Source organism: Flavobacterium amylolyticum (assembly GCF_048284335.1).
GTDB lineage: Bacteria > Bacteroidota > Bacteroidia > Flavobacteriales > Flavobacteriaceae > Flavobacterium.
Map to the genome: position 1 here is coordinate 545,451 of NZ_JBLVPG010000002.1, position 19,229 is coordinate 564,679.

At 33.8% G+C, this 19,229-nt stretch carries 15 protein-coding genes and 1 other RNA gene; 10 read left to right on the forward strand and 6 right to left on the reverse strand.

Annotation, left to right across the window (positions count from 1 at the left end; all coding sequences use genetic code 11):
- The first annotated feature begins 26 nt into the window (after positions 1–26).
- From prfB to ACNQF9_RS08560, 5 genes are all read left to right on the forward strand, one after another.
- A protein-coding gene (gene prfB / locus ACNQF9_RS08540) for a peptide chain release factor 2 (protein ID WP_417959955.1) occupies positions 27–1,125 on the forward strand; the annotation gives its coding sequence in 2 pieces (ribosomal slippage) (positions 27–89 and positions 91–1,125; 1,098 coding nt in all).
- Between the two features lie 187 nt (positions 1,126–1,312).
- Positions 1,313–2,311, forward strand: coding sequence for a UDP-3-O-(3-hydroxymyristoyl)glucosamine N-acyltransferase (lpxD, locus tag ACNQF9_RS08545; protein ID WP_417959954.1), 999 nt, complete (start codon positions 1,313–1,315; stop codon positions 2,309–2,311).
- A 163-nt stretch (positions 2,312–2,474) separates the two neighbouring features.
- The gene (locus ACNQF9_RS08550; RefSeq protein WP_417959953.1) at positions 2,475–4,103 is read left to right on the forward strand and encodes an acyl-CoA carboxylase subunit beta; all 1,629 of its coding nucleotides are present in this window, start codon (positions 2,475–2,477) and stop codon (positions 4,101–4,103) included.
- Positions 4,104–4,250: 147 nt separating this feature from the next.
- Positions 4,251–4,883: a hypothetical protein gene (locus ACNQF9_RS08555; RefSeq protein ID WP_417959952.1), complete on the forward strand. Its 633-nt coding sequence runs from the start codon at positions 4,251–4,253 to the stop codon at positions 4,881–4,883.
- Positions 4,884–4,971: 88 nt separating this feature from the next.
- Positions 4,972–5,391 carry a DoxX family protein gene (locus ACNQF9_RS08560; protein WP_417959951.1) on the forward strand — a complete coding sequence of 140 codons (420 nt, stop codon included), beginning with the start codon at positions 4,972–4,974 and terminating at the stop codon, positions 5,389–5,391.
- A 49-nt stretch (positions 5,392–5,440) separates the two neighbouring features.
- On the opposite strand, the gene ACNQF9_RS08565 is transcribed toward ACNQF9_RS08560, so the two are convergent.
- Both ACNQF9_RS08565 and ACNQF9_RS08570 read right to left on the reverse strand, forming a co-directional pair.
- Complete coding sequence (locus ACNQF9_RS08565) at positions 5,441–6,490, reverse strand: AMP-binding protein (RefSeq protein WP_417959950.1); 1,050 nt, start codon at positions 6,488–6,490, stop codon at positions 5,441–5,443.
- A 39-nt stretch (positions 6,491–6,529) separates the two neighbouring features.
- Positions 6,530–7,441, reverse strand: a complete 912-nt coding sequence (locus ACNQF9_RS08570) for a CPBP family intramembrane glutamic endopeptidase (protein WP_417990018.1) — start codon at positions 7,439–7,441, stop codon at positions 6,530–6,532.
- A 107-nt stretch (positions 7,442–7,548) separates the two neighbouring features.
- Between ACNQF9_RS08570 and arsC the strand changes: the two genes are divergently transcribed.
- The gene (gene arsC / locus ACNQF9_RS08575) at positions 7,549–7,893 is read left to right on the forward strand and encodes an arsenate reductase (glutaredoxin) (protein ID WP_417959948.1); all 345 of its coding nucleotides are present in this window, start codon (positions 7,549–7,551) and stop codon (positions 7,891–7,893) included.
- Positions 7,894–7,990: 97 nt separating this feature from the next.
- Complete coding sequence (locus ACNQF9_RS08580) at positions 7,991–10,447, forward strand: TonB-dependent receptor (protein WP_417990019.1); 2,457 nt, start codon at positions 7,991–7,993, stop codon at positions 10,445–10,447.
- Positions 10,448–10,560: 113 nt separating this feature from the next.
- Here the strand turns inward: ACNQF9_RS08580 and ACNQF9_RS08585 are convergent, their stop codons facing one another.
- On the reverse strand, positions 10,561–10,725 hold the full coding sequence (locus ACNQF9_RS08585) for a hypothetical protein (protein WP_091170588.1): 165 nt from the start codon (positions 10,723–10,725) through the stop codon (positions 10,561–10,563).
- A 274-nt stretch (positions 10,726–10,999) separates the two neighbouring features.
- Here ACNQF9_RS08585 and fumC point away from each other — a divergent pair, with 274 nt between their 5' ends.
- A complete protein-coding gene (gene fumC / locus ACNQF9_RS08590; protein ID WP_417990020.1) occupies positions 11,000–12,397 on the forward strand; it encodes a class II fumarate hydratase in 1,398 nt (465 codons plus the stop codon).
- 180 nt (positions 12,398–12,577) lie between these two features.
- On the opposite strand, the gene ACNQF9_RS08595 is transcribed toward fumC, so the two are convergent.
- Both ACNQF9_RS08595 and ACNQF9_RS08600 read right to left on the reverse strand, forming a co-directional pair.
- Complete coding sequence (locus tag ACNQF9_RS08595; RefSeq protein ID WP_417990021.1) at positions 12,578–13,585, reverse strand: LLM class flavin-dependent oxidoreductase; 1,008 nt, start codon at positions 13,583–13,585, stop codon at positions 12,578–12,580.
- A 172-nt stretch (positions 13,586–13,757) separates the two neighbouring features.
- Positions 13,758–14,960 (reverse strand): NAD(P)-dependent oxidoreductase, encoded by a 1,203-nt coding sequence (locus tag ACNQF9_RS08600; RefSeq protein ID WP_417959944.1) that lies wholly within the window; start codon positions 14,958–14,960, stop codon positions 13,758–13,760.
- A gap of 250 nt (positions 14,961–15,210) precedes the next feature.
- Here ACNQF9_RS08600 and ACNQF9_RS08605 point away from each other — a divergent pair, with 250 nt between their 5' ends.
- Positions 15,211–16,410, forward strand: coding sequence for a serine hydrolase domain-containing protein (locus tag ACNQF9_RS08605; RefSeq protein ID WP_417959943.1), 1,200 nt, complete (start codon positions 15,211–15,213; stop codon positions 16,408–16,410).
- 108 nt (positions 16,411–16,518) lie between these two features.
- Positions 16,519–16,915: a transfer-messenger RNA gene (gene ssrA / locus ACNQF9_RS08610) on the forward strand.
- On the opposite strand, the gene ACNQF9_RS08615 is transcribed toward ssrA, so the two are convergent.
- Positions 16,870–18,426 carry a recombinase family protein gene (locus tag ACNQF9_RS08615; RefSeq protein WP_417990022.1) on the reverse strand — a complete coding sequence of 519 codons (1,557 nt, stop codon included), beginning with the start codon at positions 18,424–18,426 and terminating at the stop codon, positions 16,870–16,872. The two genes, ssrA and ACNQF9_RS08615, sit on opposite strands and share 46 nt — an antisense overlap.
- Between the last annotated feature and the right edge of the window lie 803 nt (positions 18,427–19,229).

The following is a 19,229-nucleotide window of genomic DNA, read 5'->3' on the forward strand; positions in this document are numbered from 1 at the left end:
TTTTGTCCGACAAAATTACATAATTTATGACAACTACCGAACAAATTAAAGGTATTGTAGAGCGCCTTGGTGCGTTGAGGAGGTATCTTTGACGTTGATGCCAAATTAATTGAAATTTCAAACGAAGAAGAAAAAACTTTTGCTCCAGACTTTTGGAATAACGCAAAAGATGCTGAAATCATTGTAAAGAATCTTCGGAATAAAAAAAAATGGATTGAAGATTACAATAAAGCAGTCGAAATGACGGACGAATTGCAACTTGCCTATGATTTTTATAAAGAAGGAGAGCTTACCGGAGAAGAATTAGACGAACATTACATTGCTACTCAAGCGCACATTGAAGCAATAGAATTCAAAAATATGCTTTCGGATGAAGGCGATACTTTGAGTGCTGTTGTACAAATAACTGCTGGTGCCGGTGGAACTGAAAGTTGTGATTGGGCCGAAATGCTCATGCGCATGTACATGATGTGGGGTGAAAAATACAATTACAAAATAAAAGAACTGAATTTCCAAAAAGGAGAAGCTGCTGGTATAAAAACCGTAACACTCGAATTTGAAGGCGATTATTCCTTTGGTTATTTAAAAGGAGAAAATGGCGTACACCGATTGGTGCGTATTTCACCATTTGACAGTAATGCCAAGCGACACACGTCATTTGCCTCCGTTTATGTGTATCCGCTGGTAGATGACAGTATCGAAATTGATATTAATCCTGCTGATATTGAAATTACAACGTCGCGATCCAGTGGTGCTGGAGGACAAAATGTAAATAAAGTAGAAACTAAAGTACAATTGTTTCATAAACCAACCGGAATTCAAATACAATGTTCCGAAACCCGATCGCAACAAGACAACAGACAACGCGCCATGCAAATGTTACGGTCTCAATTATACGAAATTGAGTTAAAAAAGAAACAAGCACAACGCGCGGATATCGAAGCAGGAAAAATGAAAATAGAATGGGGATCCCAAATCAGGAATTATGTAATGCAACCTTACAAGCTAGTCAAAGATGTACGAACCGGTTATGAAACCAGTAATGTTGACGGCGTGATGAATGGGGAGATTGATGAGTTCTTGAAAGCCTATTTGATGATGATGGGGCAGAAAGAAGAAGAATAGCAATGTAGCCAGTACTACTTTTAAAAATAATTAAAGTCCCCTCAGCATTCCTTTATGGAAAGGTTTGTGGGGATTTTTTAATGGTATTAAAGAATGATTTTTTCCCAACACAAAAAAACATTTGCAATTTCAACGTTAAATGATTTTATTTGGAAACGATAACAAATCCAAATCCAATAAATACGTAATGAAATCCTACACAATTCAAGAAATCAACACGATTCTAAATGGAGTAATTATAGGGAACACAACCCAAAAAATTACAGCTCCAGAACAATTAGAAATGGCCAATACCACCGAAATTTCATTTATTGGAAACAAAAAATATGAGAAATTATGGACTACATCAAATGCTTGCGTAGCGGTTGTTAATGAAGATATCAGTATCGAACCGGGAGAAAACAAGGCTTTTATAAAGGTAAAAAATGCTGATTTAGCCATGTCACAGGTATTGGAGCTTTTTGCGCCTCCTACTCCTCTATTTCACATTGACATTCATCCCACCGCAACAATAGATCAAACTGCCACTATTTGCAATGGAGCCCGAATTGGTGCAGGTTCTTATATTGGTCCTAAAGTTGTAATTGGCGACAACACTACAATTTATCCCAATGTGACTATTCTTGATGAATGTACCATAGGAAAAAACACGGTTATTTGGTCTGGAACCGTTATTAGAGAACGTTGCCATATAGGTAATGATTGTATAGTACATCCCAATGCTACTATTGGTGCCGATGGTTTTGGCTTTCGCCCTGATCCGCAAAGAGGTTTGGTGAAAATACCGCAAATTGGAAACGTGATTATTGGCAATAGTGTTGAAATTGGCGCTAATACTTGCGTTGATAGAGGGAAATTTAGCTCTACCGTTTTAGGTGACGGTTGTAAAATTGATAATTTAGTCCAAATTGGTCATAACAGTAAACTCGGAAAGTTTTGCATCATGGCTGGAAATAGTGGATTGGCAGGTTCAGTAACGTTGGGTAACGGTGTTATAATTGGTGGAAGTGCTTCAATAAAAGACCACACAACTATAGGTGACGGTGCCATTGTAGGTGCTGGATCTGGTGTAACAGGAGATATTCCTGCTGGAAAAACCATGTTAGGATACCCTGCTGTCGAGGCACGTGATGCATTGAAACAATGGGCAATTTTGAAAAGACTCGTCAATGAATCTAAAAAATAAACGTGTCTTTTTTATTAAATTCATAAAAAAACAGGAGTTCGCTTCTGTTTTTTTGTTTTAATAGTAAACATAAATCGATTTTCGTCGTTTACAGTTTAAATTAATAAAAAATATTTAGTTGGATTTTGTATTTTAGCGCAAACTTTCTTAATATTATTTCATCATGGATTTGAACTTCAACAAAAACGAAGACCACAATAAACTTTTACTATCCGCTTTACGTCAAAAACTAAGCATTGTTAAATTGGGCGGCGGTGAAAAACGCATCCAAAAATTACACGGCGAAGGCAAAATGACCGCACGCGAACGAATCGATTATTTATTGGATCCAAAAGCGAAAAGTATTGAAATTGGGGCATTTGTTGGGGAAGGAATGTATGCCGAACATGGTGGTTGTCCCTCAGGTGGTGTTGTAGTTAAAATTGGATATATTAGAGGTAAGCAATGCATCGTTGTTGCTAATGATGCTACTGTAAAAGCAGGTGCTTGGTTCCCAATCACTGCTAAAAAAAACCTGCGCGCTCAAGAAATTGCTATGGAAAATAGATTACCAATTATCTATTTAGTGGATAGTGCTGGCGTTTATTTGCCTTTGCAAGATGAAATTTTCCCGGACAAAGAACATTTTGGACGTATTTTTAGAAACAATGCCCAAATGAGCAGCATGGGAATTACTCAAATTGCTGCCGTAATGGGAAGTTGCGTTGCCGGAGGTGCCTATTTGCCAATCATGAGTGATGAAGCTTTAATTGTTGAAAAAACGGGTAGTATTTTCTTAGCAGGAAGCTACTTAGTCAAAGCAGCCATTGGCGAAAGCATCGATAATGAAACATTAGGCGGAGCAACAACGCATTGTGAAATTTCAGGAGTTACGGATTACAAAGCCAAAGATGACAAAGATGCGTTAGATAAAATAAAAAATATAGTTGACAAAATAGGAGACTTTGATAAAGCCGGTTACAGCCGAATTAAAGCAGAAAAGCCAGCATTAGACGAAAAGGAAATGTATGGTATTTTACCAAAAGCTCGAAATGAACAATATGACATGATGGAAATCATTAATCGTTTAGTTGACAATTCCGAGTTTGAAGCGTATAAAGAGGGTTACGGTCAAACTATTATTACCGGTTATGCCAGAATTGAAGGTTGGGCAGTGGGAATCATTGCCAACCAACGAAAAGTAGTAAAAACTAAAAATGGCGAAATGCAGTTTGGAGGCGTAATCTATTCGGATAGTGCAGACAAAGCCACCCGTTTCATCGCTAATTGCAACCAGAAAAAAATTCCTTTAGTTTTTATACAAGATGTAACTGGGTTTATGGTGGGATCTAAATCAGAACATGGCGGAATTATAAAAGATGGTGCAAAAATGGTGAACGCAGTATCAAATTCAGTTGTACCTAAATTTACGGTGATTGTAGGAAATTCCTATGGAGCTGGAAATTATGCCATGTGTGGAAAAGCGTATGATCCTAGATTAATTTTTGCCTGGCCAAGTGCAGAATTAGCTGTTATGGGCGGAACCCAAGCCGCTAAAGTATTGGCACAGATTGAAGCATCTTCACTCAAAGCAAAAGGAGAAGAGGTAGATGAAGTAAAAGAAAAAGAATTATTTGATAAGATAAAAGCTAGATATGATGAACAAGTTTCACCTTACTATGCTGCCTCTAGATTGTGGACAGATGCTATAATTGATCCTTTAGACACCAGAACTTGGATTTCTATGGGAATTGAAGCAGCTAACCACTCACCTATTGAAAAAAAATTCAACTTAGGCGTAATACAGGTTTAACAGTCGTTATCAAGTATTTAAAATAATATTTTGTAAATTTATGGCTGTTTTACAACTCATTTATAGTAGTTGTAAAACAGCCTTATTTATTATTTAACACCTAAAAATCTTCACTTAATTCATTTTACTAATCTAAAATTGATACAAATGAAAAAGATTTTGGTTCCACTACTAAGTATTGTAATATTTATAGGTCAGTCTATATGTGCACAAATTAAACCTGAAAACCCCATTACTTCAAAGGAAGCTAAACCAGTTTATTTTGAAGCAGGAATCAATGCCTCTTTGCCGGTTCATATAGAAATGTATCGTACCCATAGGCTGGGAATAGGCTTCAATACACGAATAGGGAAAATAATTTCTAGAAAATTAGAACTGGGAATTCGATTGGATTATGATTATCGTTTTATCCGGAAAAATACTCGAATACTTACCTCTGAAAGCACATTACAAGAAAGAGCCAGTCACAACAACTTTAGTCTCTTTTGCCTTAAGCCTAATGTCCAGTTTAACATGAATTCAAAATGGTTTTGGGGTGCCGAAACCGGGATTGGATATGCACTATCTGATGAAGACAGCAAGATTGGGTTGGGGTTTGTATCAGAATACGCCAGTGACCAGCAATTTGGATGGTGTTCAGGCTTGTATTTGGGGAGGTATTTTATGATTAATCCCAATAAGAATAAATTAGGGTTGTCAATGAATCTAACTCAATTTTTAGCTCATGGTCATGCAGAAAATAGTCTTGGTCTGAAAATCAATTATCGCTTCTTAAATTAGAAAAATAATGGCTTATAATTATTAAAAAAATAAATTCATTTAATTAAAAATCAGTAACTTAGTGTTAAATATCTAAAACTTCAAAATCATGAACAATGTGAAAAACTTAAATAAGTGGGCTAATGGCCATACGTATTTAACAGTAGATTTAGCCCGAATAGCACTTGGCATCTTTTTATTTATGAAAGGTATTTATTTTATAACAAACATTAAATATTTACATGATTTAATATCCCCAATAGATACTATTGGGGGAGGAATGTTCCTTATTCATTACATAGCTCCGGCACATTTGGTAGGAGGAATTATGATCGGATTTGGTTTACTCACACGCTGGGCAATACTAGCACAATTGCCTATATTAATAGGAGCTATAATTGTAAATTTTCTGGGAGAAAATTTGCCCAATTTACTGCTGGCAGTTCTCACGTTAGGGATATGTATTGCTTTTTTATTTTATGGAAGTGGCAAAAATTCTGCTGATTATTATTTTAAAATGGAGCAATGATAAACTTAGAGATAGCTAAATTATAATCCGTTTCTATTTTTAACAACCATTAAATGCTTTCTAAAATTTCTTTCCTTTTTATTTTTCCGTTTTCGGTTTCGGCAAAATTTGCTACATAAAATACGTGTCTTGGTTTTTCATATTTATCCAAACAATCAAAAATATTTTCATCTAACGTTTGATTCTGACCCTCTATTACTAAAACTAATTTTTCGCCTAAATCAACATCCTCAATTCCCGTTACAAAAAATCTGGAATTAATTTTATGAGACAATTTATCCTCAATTTTTTCTGGTATTAATTTAATACCTCCACTATTAATTATGTTATCCATTCTGCCTAAGAAAACAAACTGGTTCTCGCCTACTAATTCTACTAAATCATTGGTTATAATAGATTCATTTGAAATTTTAGCAGCATCAATAACCAAACAATTTCGATCGTCTTTAGTGATTTTTATATCCGGTAAGACAGAGAAAGCTTCCTCTCCTATTTGCTTTGCAGCAATATGAGTAATCGTTTCAGTCATTCCATAGGTTTCATAAACCTTTGTTTTTAGATTAGAAAGTCCCTTCGCCAATCCATTACTCAACTTTGCACCTCCAATGATCATCTTTTTTACATTGTTTAGTGCTTCTAACGAGTTTTGGGCTTGCAATGGTACCATGGCTACAAAATCATACTTACTATCATTGTGTAACATAGGATGTGAACTTGGCGCTACAAAATCAATATCAAGTCCCAGAATGAAGCTTCTCACAAACATCATTTTTCCAGCTATGTATTTGGTTGGTAAACAATGTAATGCTTTATCACCCGGTTGTAAATCAAAAAAATCGCCCGTGGCAATTGCAGAATTAACCATAGCTTGTTTTTCAATTCGTATTAGTTTAGGTTTTCCTGTTGTCCCTGAAGTATTCAATTCAAGAAAAGATTTATTGTCAAACCAATCGAGTATAAAATCGCCAACGGATTTTTCATATTCTTCTCCTTCTTTAATAAAACTATAAGCTACTCGGCATAAATCATTTCGATCTAAATGAAATCCATTCAATTTAAATAGATTATGCACATTATGATAGGTGATGGTATTGGTCATGATGGTGTGTGTTTTTAAAATTATCTAAAGTTATAATCCCTAGATTTTACCAGTTAACTTTTCTTTCCAGTTGGTCCAGTTGTATTTTTTACTAAAGATAAATAAAAGAATTGGGTAAATTATTACAACCGGAAAAATAACATCCAATCCTGCTGATGGATCTGAAATATCTTTTAATATTGAATGTGTTTGAAAAGCAGACCAATCCGAAGTTACAAGCAAAGCCCCCACTAAATTATTAGCGGCATGAAATCCCAAAGCGAGTTCCATTCCCTCATCCATCAGAGTAAGGATGCCCAAAAACAAACCCGTCCCTATATAATAAACCAAAACAATAGGACCAATCTTAGCAACCTCAGGATTAAAAAAATGCATTCCACCAAAAATAAGGGAAACCATTAGCAAGGGAAACCATTTGTTTTTAGCCAAATTAGCAAATCCTTGCATTAAATATCCTCTAAAAATGTATTCCTCAGAACTGGTTTGAATAGGAATGAGAAAGATTCCTATTACAGCCAAAATAGCAAATGGGATGGGTTTAAAGTTGATTATAAAATCACTTGGATTATAAAAATAGAATAACATTGTGGTTACAATTGTAAATACAGCCCAAATCGAAAATGAAAATACAATTCTTTTCCAATCTACTTTATTTCTTGATGTCGTTACAGAAAGAAGCGTCTGATGGTGAAGATAACGCATTACTAAAAAAATTCCAAGCATAGTAACAACGAATGAAATCAGTATCAAAAATAAAGTTAAATTGGGCTCGAAAAATTGCATTACTGCTTTATCATTTGTAGGATACGGTTTGCCATTGAAAAATGTTTCGTACATAATAGCAATCAATATTGGCATCTGACCAATAAATGACGCAAAAATTAGGAGTACTGATCCTAAAATATATTTCCAAAATTTATTTTCTGATTTAAAACCTTGTTCTATAAACATGAATTTTTAGTTTAATTTTATACCTGATTAGTTTAACAAATGTTATTTTTGTTACACTTGAAACAACCCTACAATTTTAATTAGCATTAATAGAAATACAATAAAAGATGATACAAATATACCATAATTCACGCTGCGGAAAATCTAGAAGTTGCTTAGCACTTGTAGAGAAAACAAAAAAAGAATTTGAAGTTATAAATTATTTGACAACCCCACCTTCATTTGAAGAGTTATCCAATATCCTTCAAAAACTAAATATCGCACCTGGAGAATTGGTACGCCGAAAAGAAAAAATTTGGATAGAAAATTTTAAAGACCAAAAAATGAGTGATGAACAAATTATTCAAGCGATGATTTCTCATCCTATTCTAATAGAAAGACCTATTGTTCTCCGTGGGAATAAAGCAATAATAGGAAGAGATTTAGAAAAAGTGGCTGTTTTCATATCTTAGATCTATTTTTCTCAAATTAACATTTATTTGTGATTTGTAAGATTAAACCAAATCCTTTTTTTATATTCTAACACCTGTAACCATAGTTTTTTTAAAAATGAAAAAAATAAATCCCGTTTTAATTCTTGTTCTCTTTTTTACAACCCTATTCAGTTTTGCCCAAGAAGGTCCAATTGTACCAAAAATTAAAATTACAGGAAAGGTAATCGAAAAAATAAGCAAACAACCGCTTGAATATGCTACCATAACTTTTTTAACTCCCAACAATCCTAAACCAGTTGCCGGTGGTATTACAAACCCAAAGGGAGAATTTGACATTGAAATTAAACCAGGTGTTTATGATATAAAAATTGAATTTATATCTTTTAAAGTAAATGAAATTAAACAAAAAAATCTTCAGTCAAGTTTAAGTTTAGGTTTAATTAGCTTGGAAGAAGATGCCAATCAATTGAATGAGGTTATTATTCGTTCCGAAAAAACCACAGTTGAAATAAAATTAGATAAAAAAGTATATAACGTAGGGAACGACCTTATGGTAAAAGGTGGAACCGTGAGTGACGTTTTAGACAACATTCCGTCTGTTTCAGTTGATGTTGAAGGAAATATAAGCCTTCGTGGCAATGAAAATGTTAGGGTCTTAATTGACGGCAGACCTTCAAATGCCATTAATATTGCTGAAGCATTGCGATTAATTCCTGCGGATGCAATTGAAAAAGTAGAAGTAATCACAAATCCTTCTGCAAGATATGATGCTGAAGGCGGAGGAGGTTTATTGAATATTATTTTGAAAAAAGGAAAAAATTTAGGGCTAAATGGAACTTTTATTGCTTCAACAGGATACCCTGAAAATAATGGTTTGAGCGGAACATTAAACTACAAATCAAAAAACTTTAATCTTTTCACAACACAAGGATATAATAAACGCAACAGTCCTGGTAATGCAATTACTAATACCGATTACTTAAATTCTGATAACTCGATTAATAATTCTGTAGATGAAAGCAGAGTAAATGATCGATACAATAAAGGCTATAACGGAAATTTTGGAATGGAATGGTATTTAAACGAATCAACTGCTTGGACAAATACCTTCAATTATCGAAAAAGTATAGGGGATAATCGTGATAACGTTTTTCAAGACTATTTTGAAGGAGACAATACTTTTGATTACAGTCGCAATCGAATCAATTTAGAAAGTAGTGATAGTGAAAATGTAGAGTTTGCCACTAACTTCACTAAAAAGTTTAAAAAAGATGGCCATAAATTAACTATTGACGGTTCGTTTTCTACAAGTGATGATATTAATAATGCCGTAATTACAGATAGAGCCACCAATACTAATGTGGTAAAATTTGATAACACCATCAATAACCAAAATCAAAGCAGAAATTTACTACAAATGGATTATGTCTTGCCTTTTGGAAAAGGAAGTCAGTTTGAAGCAGGTTATCGTGGTGACTTTTCAAAATTATTAACGGATTACCAAGTTAAAAATGACGGAGTCATTAATACTAATTTCACAAATACATTAGAATACAATGAAAAAATAAATGCTGTATACACACAATATGGTATGAAAATAAATAAATTCTCAGCATTATTCGGATTGCGTTTTGAAGATTCAAACATTGACATCAATCAATTGGCTACGAATGATTTTAATACTAAAAAATACAACAACTTCTTTCCAAGTGCCTTCTTCACTTATGAGATTTCAGATAAAAGCAGTGCTTCTGTAAGCTACAGCCGAAGAATACAAAGACCAAGAGGCCGAATGTTAAACCCCTTCAGCAACTTATCCAGTAACATCAATATTTTTGTTGGAAATCCAGATTTAGATCCGGCATTTTCAGATGCTATTGACTTTGGTTATATTAAAAGATGGGAAAAATTAACCTTTAATACTTCCTTGTATGTAAATAAAACAACAGATGTTTTTCAATTTGCCAGAAGAGAATCTGGAGATTTTGTCAATGGAATTCCCGTAACAATTAGTTCCCCAATTAATCTAGCTACAGAATACAGAGCAGGGTTTGAATTTACCTTAAATTATTCCCCATATAAATGGTGGAAATTAAACGGAAATTTCAATTTCTTCAGAAACGAAACACAAGGGGATTTTGTCTATACTGATTTTAACAATAACGTAATTACACAAAATTTTGACAACATCGCAACCTCATGGTTTACTAGGATCACTTCAAAAGTTACCTTACCGTATAAAATTGACTGGCAGACAAATGCTACGTATAATGGCCCTCAAAACAATGCTCAAGGCAGAAGTTTAGGTATATTTAGTGCAAACTTAGCCTTTAGCAAAGACATACTGAAAGACAAAGGAACTCTTTCATTCAATATTAGTGATGTCTTCAATTCCAGAAAAAGAATGATGGAAACATTCCTTCCAGGATTTGCAAGTTCTTACAGTGAAATGCAGTGGAGAGAAAGACAATTTAGTTTATCCTTTACGTATCGTTTTAACAAACCAAAAAACGAAAAAGAAAAACAGCCTAGAAAAACGCAAAATGATAATGAAGGGGATTACCAAGGATAATAATATAAAGACTACTGAAAATGGGTCTTTTTTACTCACCCTTAGATCATTAAAAAAATATGCATAAAAAAAGGACTCATTTTCATGAGTCCTTTTTTTATTTAACAAACAGATTAAACTGATTGTTCTTTCTTTGCTTTTCTTTCTTTATACATTTCCCATAAAGCACCGCCAATCCAATATTGAACGAAACCTACAAGAAAAAACATTAACCAAAATCCTATAGTAAGAATGGTTAAGAAAAGTAAAAAGCCTAAATACTGTGAAAATTCAAACATGTTTTCCGGAATTTTTGAATGTAGCCACAAATGTAAGTTTAATTCCTTTTCTTACCAATAAAAAAACATAAAAACTACCAATCAATTTTTATAAAAAAGGAATTATCCGTAGTTTTGAACTCGTAATTTGGAGTTATTTCCTGCTATTTACTTCATCTTTTGTTTTTGGTAACAAAAAGAAAAGGATTTTCATTAATATCGGGGCTCATAAAAATTATTATAAACGAACTTACAAGTTAAAAAGCCAATAATCACTTACTCAAATATACACAAAATGAAATTTAGAATAGAAAAAGACACCATGGGTGAAGTTCAAGTTCCTGCTGACAAGTATTGGGGCGCACAAACAGAACGTTCTCGCAATAACTTTAAAATAGGTTCATCAGCTTCGATGCCAAAAGAAATTATCGAAGGTTTCGCTTATCTTAAAAAAGCTGCGGCTTACGCCAATTGCGATTTAGGAGTATTGCCAATCGAAAAAAGAGATGCTATCGCTGCTGTATGTGACGAAATTTTAGCCGGAAAACTGGACACTGAATTTCCTTTGGTCATTTGGCAAACCGGCTCCGGAACGCAAAGTAATATGAACGTGAACGAGGTAGTTGCGAATCGTGCACAAGTTTTAAAAGGGTTCAACATTGGCGAAGGCGAACAATTTATTAAAGCCAATGACGATGTAAATAAATCACAATCTTCAAATGACACCTTCCCAACAGGAATGCACATTGCTGCTTATAAAGCAGTTGTTGAAGTTACAATTCCTGGTGTTGAGAAATTAAGAGATACGCTTCATGCCAAAGCAGTTGAATTTAATACTGTGGTAAAAATTGGTCGTACCCATTTAATGGATGCAACACCACTAACCTTAGGTCAAGAAATTTCAGGATATGTAGCGCAACTAAACTATGGTCTGAAAGCAGTTAAAAATACGTTGGCACACTTATCAGAAGTAGCTTTAGGAGGAACTGCAGTAGGAACTGGATTAAATACTCCAGAAGGATATGACGTAAAAGTAGCCGCCTATATCGCTGAATTTACTGGACATCCGTTTGTTACTGCCGAAAACAAATTTGAAGCTTTAGCAGCACACGATGCCATCGTAGAAACACATGGTGCCTTAAAACAACTGGCCGTTTCATTGAATAAAATTGCCAATGATGTACGTATGCTAGCTTCTGGACCTCGTTCAGGAATTGGAGAAATCATTATTCCTGAAAATGAGCCAGGTTCTTCTATCATGCCAGGAAAAGTAAATCCAACACAATGTGAAGCCTTGACTATGGTTTGCGCACAAGTAATGGGCAATGATGTTGCCATTTCTGTTGGTGGAATGCAAGGACATTATGAATTGAATGTTTTCAAACCATTAATGGCTGCAAACTTTTTACAATCAGCCCATTTAATAGGTGATGCTTGTGTGTCGTTTGATGAACATTGCGCTCAAGGAATTGCACCAAACTACAAGCGAATTAAAGAATTAGTTGACAATTCATTGATGTTAGTTACTGCTTTAAATACGAAAATCGGGTACTACAAATCAGCTGAAATTGCTCAAACAGCCCATAAAAACGGAACAACGCTCAAAGAAGAAGCGGTACGTTTAGGATATGTAACTCCGGAAGATTTTGATGCTTGGGTAAAACCAGAAGATATGGTTGGAAGCCTTAAATAATTAATACTAATTTTTTAATGCGTTATAAACAATAAACCCTGCAACTTACATTGCAGGGTTTATTGTTTAATTTATTTCATAGCAAAATCTAATAATTGAGCTTCTTAGATCCACCTTCAAGACTTGTACGGTTTAAATTCTCAAAATATACGTTATTTAAGTTAAAAAAAAGTACAAATGCTATGCAATATTGATTGTATCAATAACTTCCTTCATTAGTTGTACACTCTTTAATTTATCATTCTGGTTAAAAATGGGGCTGGTAATCATCAATTCATCAATACGTGTGTAATCAATAAATTGCTTCAATTCAGTTTCTAATTTCTTTTTACTACCCACAAACGAACAGGAAGTCATTTGGTTTACATGAAAATGTTCTTCTTCACTCATAATTCCATCCATAGAATCTAAAGGACGCTGCAATGGCTTTCTGTCATTCCGAATCAAATTCAGAAACATTAGAGTCAAACTAGTTGCTAATTTCTCGGCTTCCTCGTCTGTATCAGCCGCTATTGCATTGACACATGCCATCGTTTTAGGCTGTTCTAAAAATTTAGAAGGCTTAAAATTTTCTCGATAAAACTCAAAAGCCTGATACATTTGTTTTGGAGCAAAATGTCCTGCAAAAGCATACGGTAATCCATTAGAAGCAGCCAAAGCAGCACTATCCATACTAGAACCTAAAATCCAAATGGGAACATTCGTTCCTTCTGCTGGAAAGGCGCGAACTTTTGCAGTAGCATTTTCCTCTGAGAAAAATTCTTGAAGTGCTGCAACATTTTGAGGAAAGTGCTGCGATTGCTCGAAGAAATCTTTTCGAATAGCTTGTGCGGTTAATCCATCCGTTCCAGGTGCCCTACCCAATCCTAAATCAATACGGTTTGGATATAGAATTTCAAGAGTTCCAAATTGTTCTGCTACAATTAACGGAGCATGATTGGGTAACATTATTCCGCCGGAACCTACCTTAATATTTTGAGTTTGACTAGCGATATAACCAATAAGGACTACCGTTGCAGTACTGGCTACATGTGCCATATTATGATGTTCCGCTAACCAAAATCTATTGTACCCTAAACTATCTGCCTGTTGAGCAAGTGCTGTTGTTTTTTGGAATGTTTCTTTTGCATCACTATCTTGTGTAATTATAGCTAATTCTAATATAGAAATTGGAATGTTTTTTTTCATTATCAAGGTCAAGTTTTGCTCAAAATTAGTCATTTCCCTTTGAGCCAAAAATTATGTGGTGTTAATTGAATTATAATGTTTGACAAAGCGCGTATTCATTTAGCATTCAAAAATCCATAAAAAAACCTGTAATTTACAGTACAGGTTTAGAATCTATTTAAACGAATAGGATTTATTTACCATCCACATAATCTTGTAAATAACTAAATCTTGGGGTTAGCTTTCCGTTTTCAGTAATTTTTGCTCTTACTAAAATACCGTCCTTATCTTCGTTAAAAAAAGCAGGAATAACATGTTCCATAAACATTTCTCCAAAACCTTCACTAGAATCTTTAGGCAATTCACAGGGTAAATTATCGACTGCCATAACCACAATTGCTGCAGGATGAAAAACGTCTACTTCTTTATGATCGTTTGGTAAATACCCGTACAATGGTTCTGCAATTGTAGATGACCGGAGCGTGCAGGCTATCGGGCCATTAACATCACATGAAACATCAGCAACTACTTTGATCTTGCAATCGTTCGATTGTAGCATTTCCCGAGTAAGAATCACCGGAGCCTCATTTGCATGAAAATGTCCCGTAATGTAAATATCAGATACTCTTGTAAATTTTTCAAAATCAGAAACGTATTCTGTTGGATTCTGATAAAAATCCGTGAAATCCAAAATTTGCCCATCTTTGCGCTTGTTATATTCTAAAACATCTATTTGAGTATAAACGGGCTGTGAATAGTTTTTGGTTAAATAATTTTCTACTGAAACTTCCTTTATTTTTATAGCATCCAGAATTTCTTTAGCACCGTTCCCCACTTTACCTGTTCCAGTAATAACCAATTTTAAAGGCGGTAATACCACTCTTTTCAAATGCGTAATCAGTGCTTCTTTACCCTCAAGCGTTTCCGCTTTTGGTAATTTAAACAATTCAAATTTGACACCAAAAGCACGAATACTATTGTAAGCTCCCACAATTCCAGCGTATCTTCCAAAACCAATTAACCTGCGGTTTTGTTCGTCTACAATAGTTTCGTAATCGTACAAATCAATATTTTTTTCCAAAATTGCTTGTAACAACTTTCTATTGTATGGCTGTTTTTTTATAGTATGAGAAAAAAAGAAATATGTTTTGTTAGCAATCAAATTTTCTACGGGTACTTCTTTTACTCCAAACAAAATATCGCAATCACTACAATCGTCAATCAATTCAATCGCGAGATTTTCATACTGCTTATCTGTAAAAACCCTAATATCAGAGCGCTCCACGTGTACTGAGACATTTTGATACTGTTGTTTTAACTTTATTAATTCATTAGGAGAGAAAACTACTCTTCTGTCTGGCGGGCTTTTTCTTTCTTTTAAAATTCCAAATTTCATGTGTAAAGAATGCTTATGATTTATATTAATATAACTTTATTAAGTTTATTTGTTACAAATATAACAATTTAAACTAAATTCAATTTATTTTTTTTATTAAATTTAATAGTTTGAAAACTACTATTGACTGATGCACAAAATGATACAAAATTTTTGATAATTAACCATTAATAAAATAGTGTTAAGGTTTAAAAAAACAAGGTATCAAAACACATTGATTCTATATATTTGCCTCACTAGCACTACTGAAATGAACTTTATAAAAAAAACAAAGATACTACATATATTTATCCTCTTTTTGGTTTTAAGCTCTTGTGACAAAGAGAAAAAGAAAGTTGAATTAAAAGATGCTGAACTTCCAAAGAGTACACTCCCGAAGATGAAGCCGTTAACAAAAGCTGAGCCCAAATTAACGGCGGAATACATCAATGCAAAAAAACTTCAAATCGACTCTTTTTATAAAAAAAACTGGCCAAATAATAGTGCCAACGGCAGTTTTCTGGTAGCAAAAAACGGCCAAATTATTTATGAAAAATACGAAGGAAACTCTAATTTCAGGGACAAAACATTAATTACGCCCTTTACGCCTCTTCACATCGCATCTGTCAGTAAGGTAATTACTGCAACTGCAATTTTGAAATTAGTAAATGCCAAAAGAATCGAATTAGATCAAAAAGTAAATACAATTCTAAAGGAATTTCCTTATCCAGATGTTACAATAAAGACCTTATTGAATCACAGAAGTGGTATGCGTAATTACGCCTATTTTACAGATCGAGACAAAACAATTTGGGATAGACACAACATCCTCAGTAATCAGGATATCTTGACAATTATGGCTACTAAAGAAATTGGTTTAGAGTTCAAGACCGACACCCGTTTTAGTTATTGCAATACTAATTATGCGATGTTGGCACTAATCATTGAAAAAATAACAAAACTCTCCTATAAAGAAGCCATGAAACAAATCATTTTCAAGCCCCTTGGGATGAAAAACACCTATGTATTTGATTATGAAAAAGATAAGGATACTGCTGTTACTTCTTATAAAGGGAACAAAGTGGAAATTGGTAAAGATTACTTGGATGCGGTTTATGGAGATAAGAATATCTATTCAACACCACGGGATTTATTGAAATTTGATAGAGCGAGAAACAGTTCTACTTTTTTAACCCCTGAACTACAAAGTCAAGTATACAAAGGGTATAGTAATGAACGCAAAGGAACTAAAAATTATGGTCTTGGGATTCGAATGATAAACTGGGAGACGGGACAAAATTTTTATTTTCACAACGGTTGGTGGCATGGAAACACATCAGCTTATATTACTTTAAGAAAAGAAGGCGTTACCATAATAGCACTATCTAATAAATTTACTAGAAAAACCTATGACGTAAGGAAATTAGCTGTTTTATTTGGTGACTACCCATTCAAATTAAGAGATAATTAAAATAAAAATCCTTTTTATAATTGACTTGCATATTTAGCGATCCAAATTCAAGTTTAAAAGTGTACATTTGCAAACTCAAAATTCAAATCCGTATTTTGAAATAAAAAAGGGGTCGACTGGTTTTGACAGCAAGTCGAATTGATAAGTAAGCACGTCGAGCATTGAGACCTTGCTCGTAAATATAAGATCTTACAATTTTACACGGCGAAAATAACTACGCTTTAGCTGCATAATCCGAATTATAGTACGATTAAGCCACGTTCCTATCAGATAGGAAAGCTGGATTCCCCTTGAAAGCCTTGGTTTGTGGCGTTCAGTTCAGGGGAACCGTAAAAATAAACCTAGATTTCCATGAGCTTCGGGTGGATTTCAAAATTAAGAAGATACGTATCGTGTGGCTGTTTCTGGCCTAGCACAATATCGAAAACTCAATCAGAAAATAAACGCGTAGAAAGCTTTTTAGTTGCTTGTTTGGACCCGAGTTCGATTCTCGGCGACTCCACTGGATGGGATGATTGAAAAATCATCCCTTTTTTTATTATATAAAAGTAAACCTTTTTCCTTCATTAACAGGTGATTACGAGATAATAAATCAATCATTGTAGGTGTTCGATAGATACCATCCTGATAGTATAAGTTGCTGTCGAACACCAGCTTTACAAATTCTCTCTTTTGGGTAATAGTAGCTCGATTATATAATGATTTTAAATCAACAAGTAAATCCAAGTTTTTTTGTAAAATTTTAAATGCATGTTTATCTACATGGCTTAGACGAGTGATAGAATCTTTGCAAGATGTGACTTCGGTATTATAAGTGGTATACCATCTATCATATGTGTCTTTAGATATCTCATTTTTAATCCATTTCTCTTCAACAGAAAACATTTTTTCTTGAGCTGCATCTAGTAGAATTTTCTTTTGATTTATTACAAGTTTATTAGATTTTAAATTCTCATCCATTTTTGTAACAGAAGACTTTTTAATATCAGATATTATATTTTGTGGCAAACTCATCAGCTCAAAAATTTCAGCAAGCTGATTGTGCGCTTTGAGTGCGCTAATATTATTATGTTTAGACGTTTTACACTTGTAGTAGTTAAAATACTTTCCAGATTTTCCTCTTGATGGAGCACCTGTAAGTATGTTTCCACAATGACATTTTAAAACTCCCCGAAGTGGTAAGTTTTCATCCAATATTGTCCTGATTTTTTCAGGCTTCTTCATTTTATTTTGAACCAATTGCCAAGTTGTCTTATCGATTATTGCCTCATGTATTGCAGGAAATATTCCTCCAGGATACTCTTTATAACCCTGTACCTGCAACATACCTGCATAAACAGGATTTGTCAAAATCCGCTCAACGGCAGTATTTCCTCTCGCTTTAAACCCCAGTTTAAACGCTTGTTCTTTAATTATATAAAGTGGAATATCATGCAGATAAGAATCGTACATAAATTTAATAGTCTTAGCCTGAGACTCTTCAATTACTAGCATTCTAGCTTTTCCTTCACCAGATTTAACATAGCCGAAGGGAGCCTTAATTCCAATATATCGTCCTTCTTTTGCTCTAGCCGTATATAAACCACCTCTGATTTTAATACTTCTATTAATATTATCTTCTTCTGCTAGCAGAAGTTGTAGTCCCGCTCTAAAAAAGCTTCCTGGCGTATCATAATCAAATGTTATTCCCTCAGTGACACTTACAACTTGAATACTGTATTTCCGTTGTAGCATTTTAACCATACTCATTGCTTCACCGGCATCTCTACTAAACCTGTCCATCTGATCTACCAGAAGATAATCAACACTTTTAAAATGTTTGGAAATAAACGCTTGAAGCTTTATAAAATCGGGGCGATCAAATGTTTTTGCACTTCTTCCGCGGTCAATAAAAGTATCAGCTAATTCAACATTGTTAAATTGTAGCCACTGATCTGTATAAAGCTCCTGCCTTTCAATCGAACCATTACTTTGCCCCAATTGACTGAACCTTAAATATCTAATCGCTCTTTTCATTTAATTCGTTTAATGTGATTGTGATAATAATATCGACCAACAAATTTACAAATTTTTGTTCTTTCTCAATATTATTTATATCTTTTAACAAGTCTATATCTATATTAATCAAGTCTTTAACTTCATCCTCCATAAACAACCTCCCTTTCTTCGTTAAGCAACTAAATGATAATTGTAATGTTAACAATAAAAATTAGTTGATTAAATTTAAAGAGAACCATTTCATAAACTGTACACTGTCATCTAAAGACACTATTTGACTACAACTGTCTATAATTTAATACAATATTGACTTTACAACTTCTGTTTACTAGTAAATCGTAATTCCTTATTCCTAAAATACTACCAATAAAAGGCTGATGATTTAAGTCCTATTCTTTAGTTATTTCACACTAATCTAAAACATTAAATCACTTAAGAGGTATTTCATTTTTATGAAATTAGAATTATAAACAGTTTAAAGAGCAGCAATTATAATTCAATACGATCCTCAAAGCACATTTATACTTCCGCTACGCTTCAGCACAAAAGAGCTTAGTCGGATAATCAATAAAAGAATCTTGAAAATTTAAGCGGCTACGTATCCATAATTTTCAAGATCCTTTTTCATGGCTTATCTAACCATACCATTATTTTGGATAAATAGTGGACTGATAATGTTACATACTATTTATTTGACGAGTCACCTTGTTCTTTATAATCCCATACAATCCTCTTTGCAACCTTGCTTCCAGTCTATTACTATTCAAAAACCAGTATGCTAAATTGTCTCATTTCAAGAGCAAAGGTATTCTAGTGTTTTT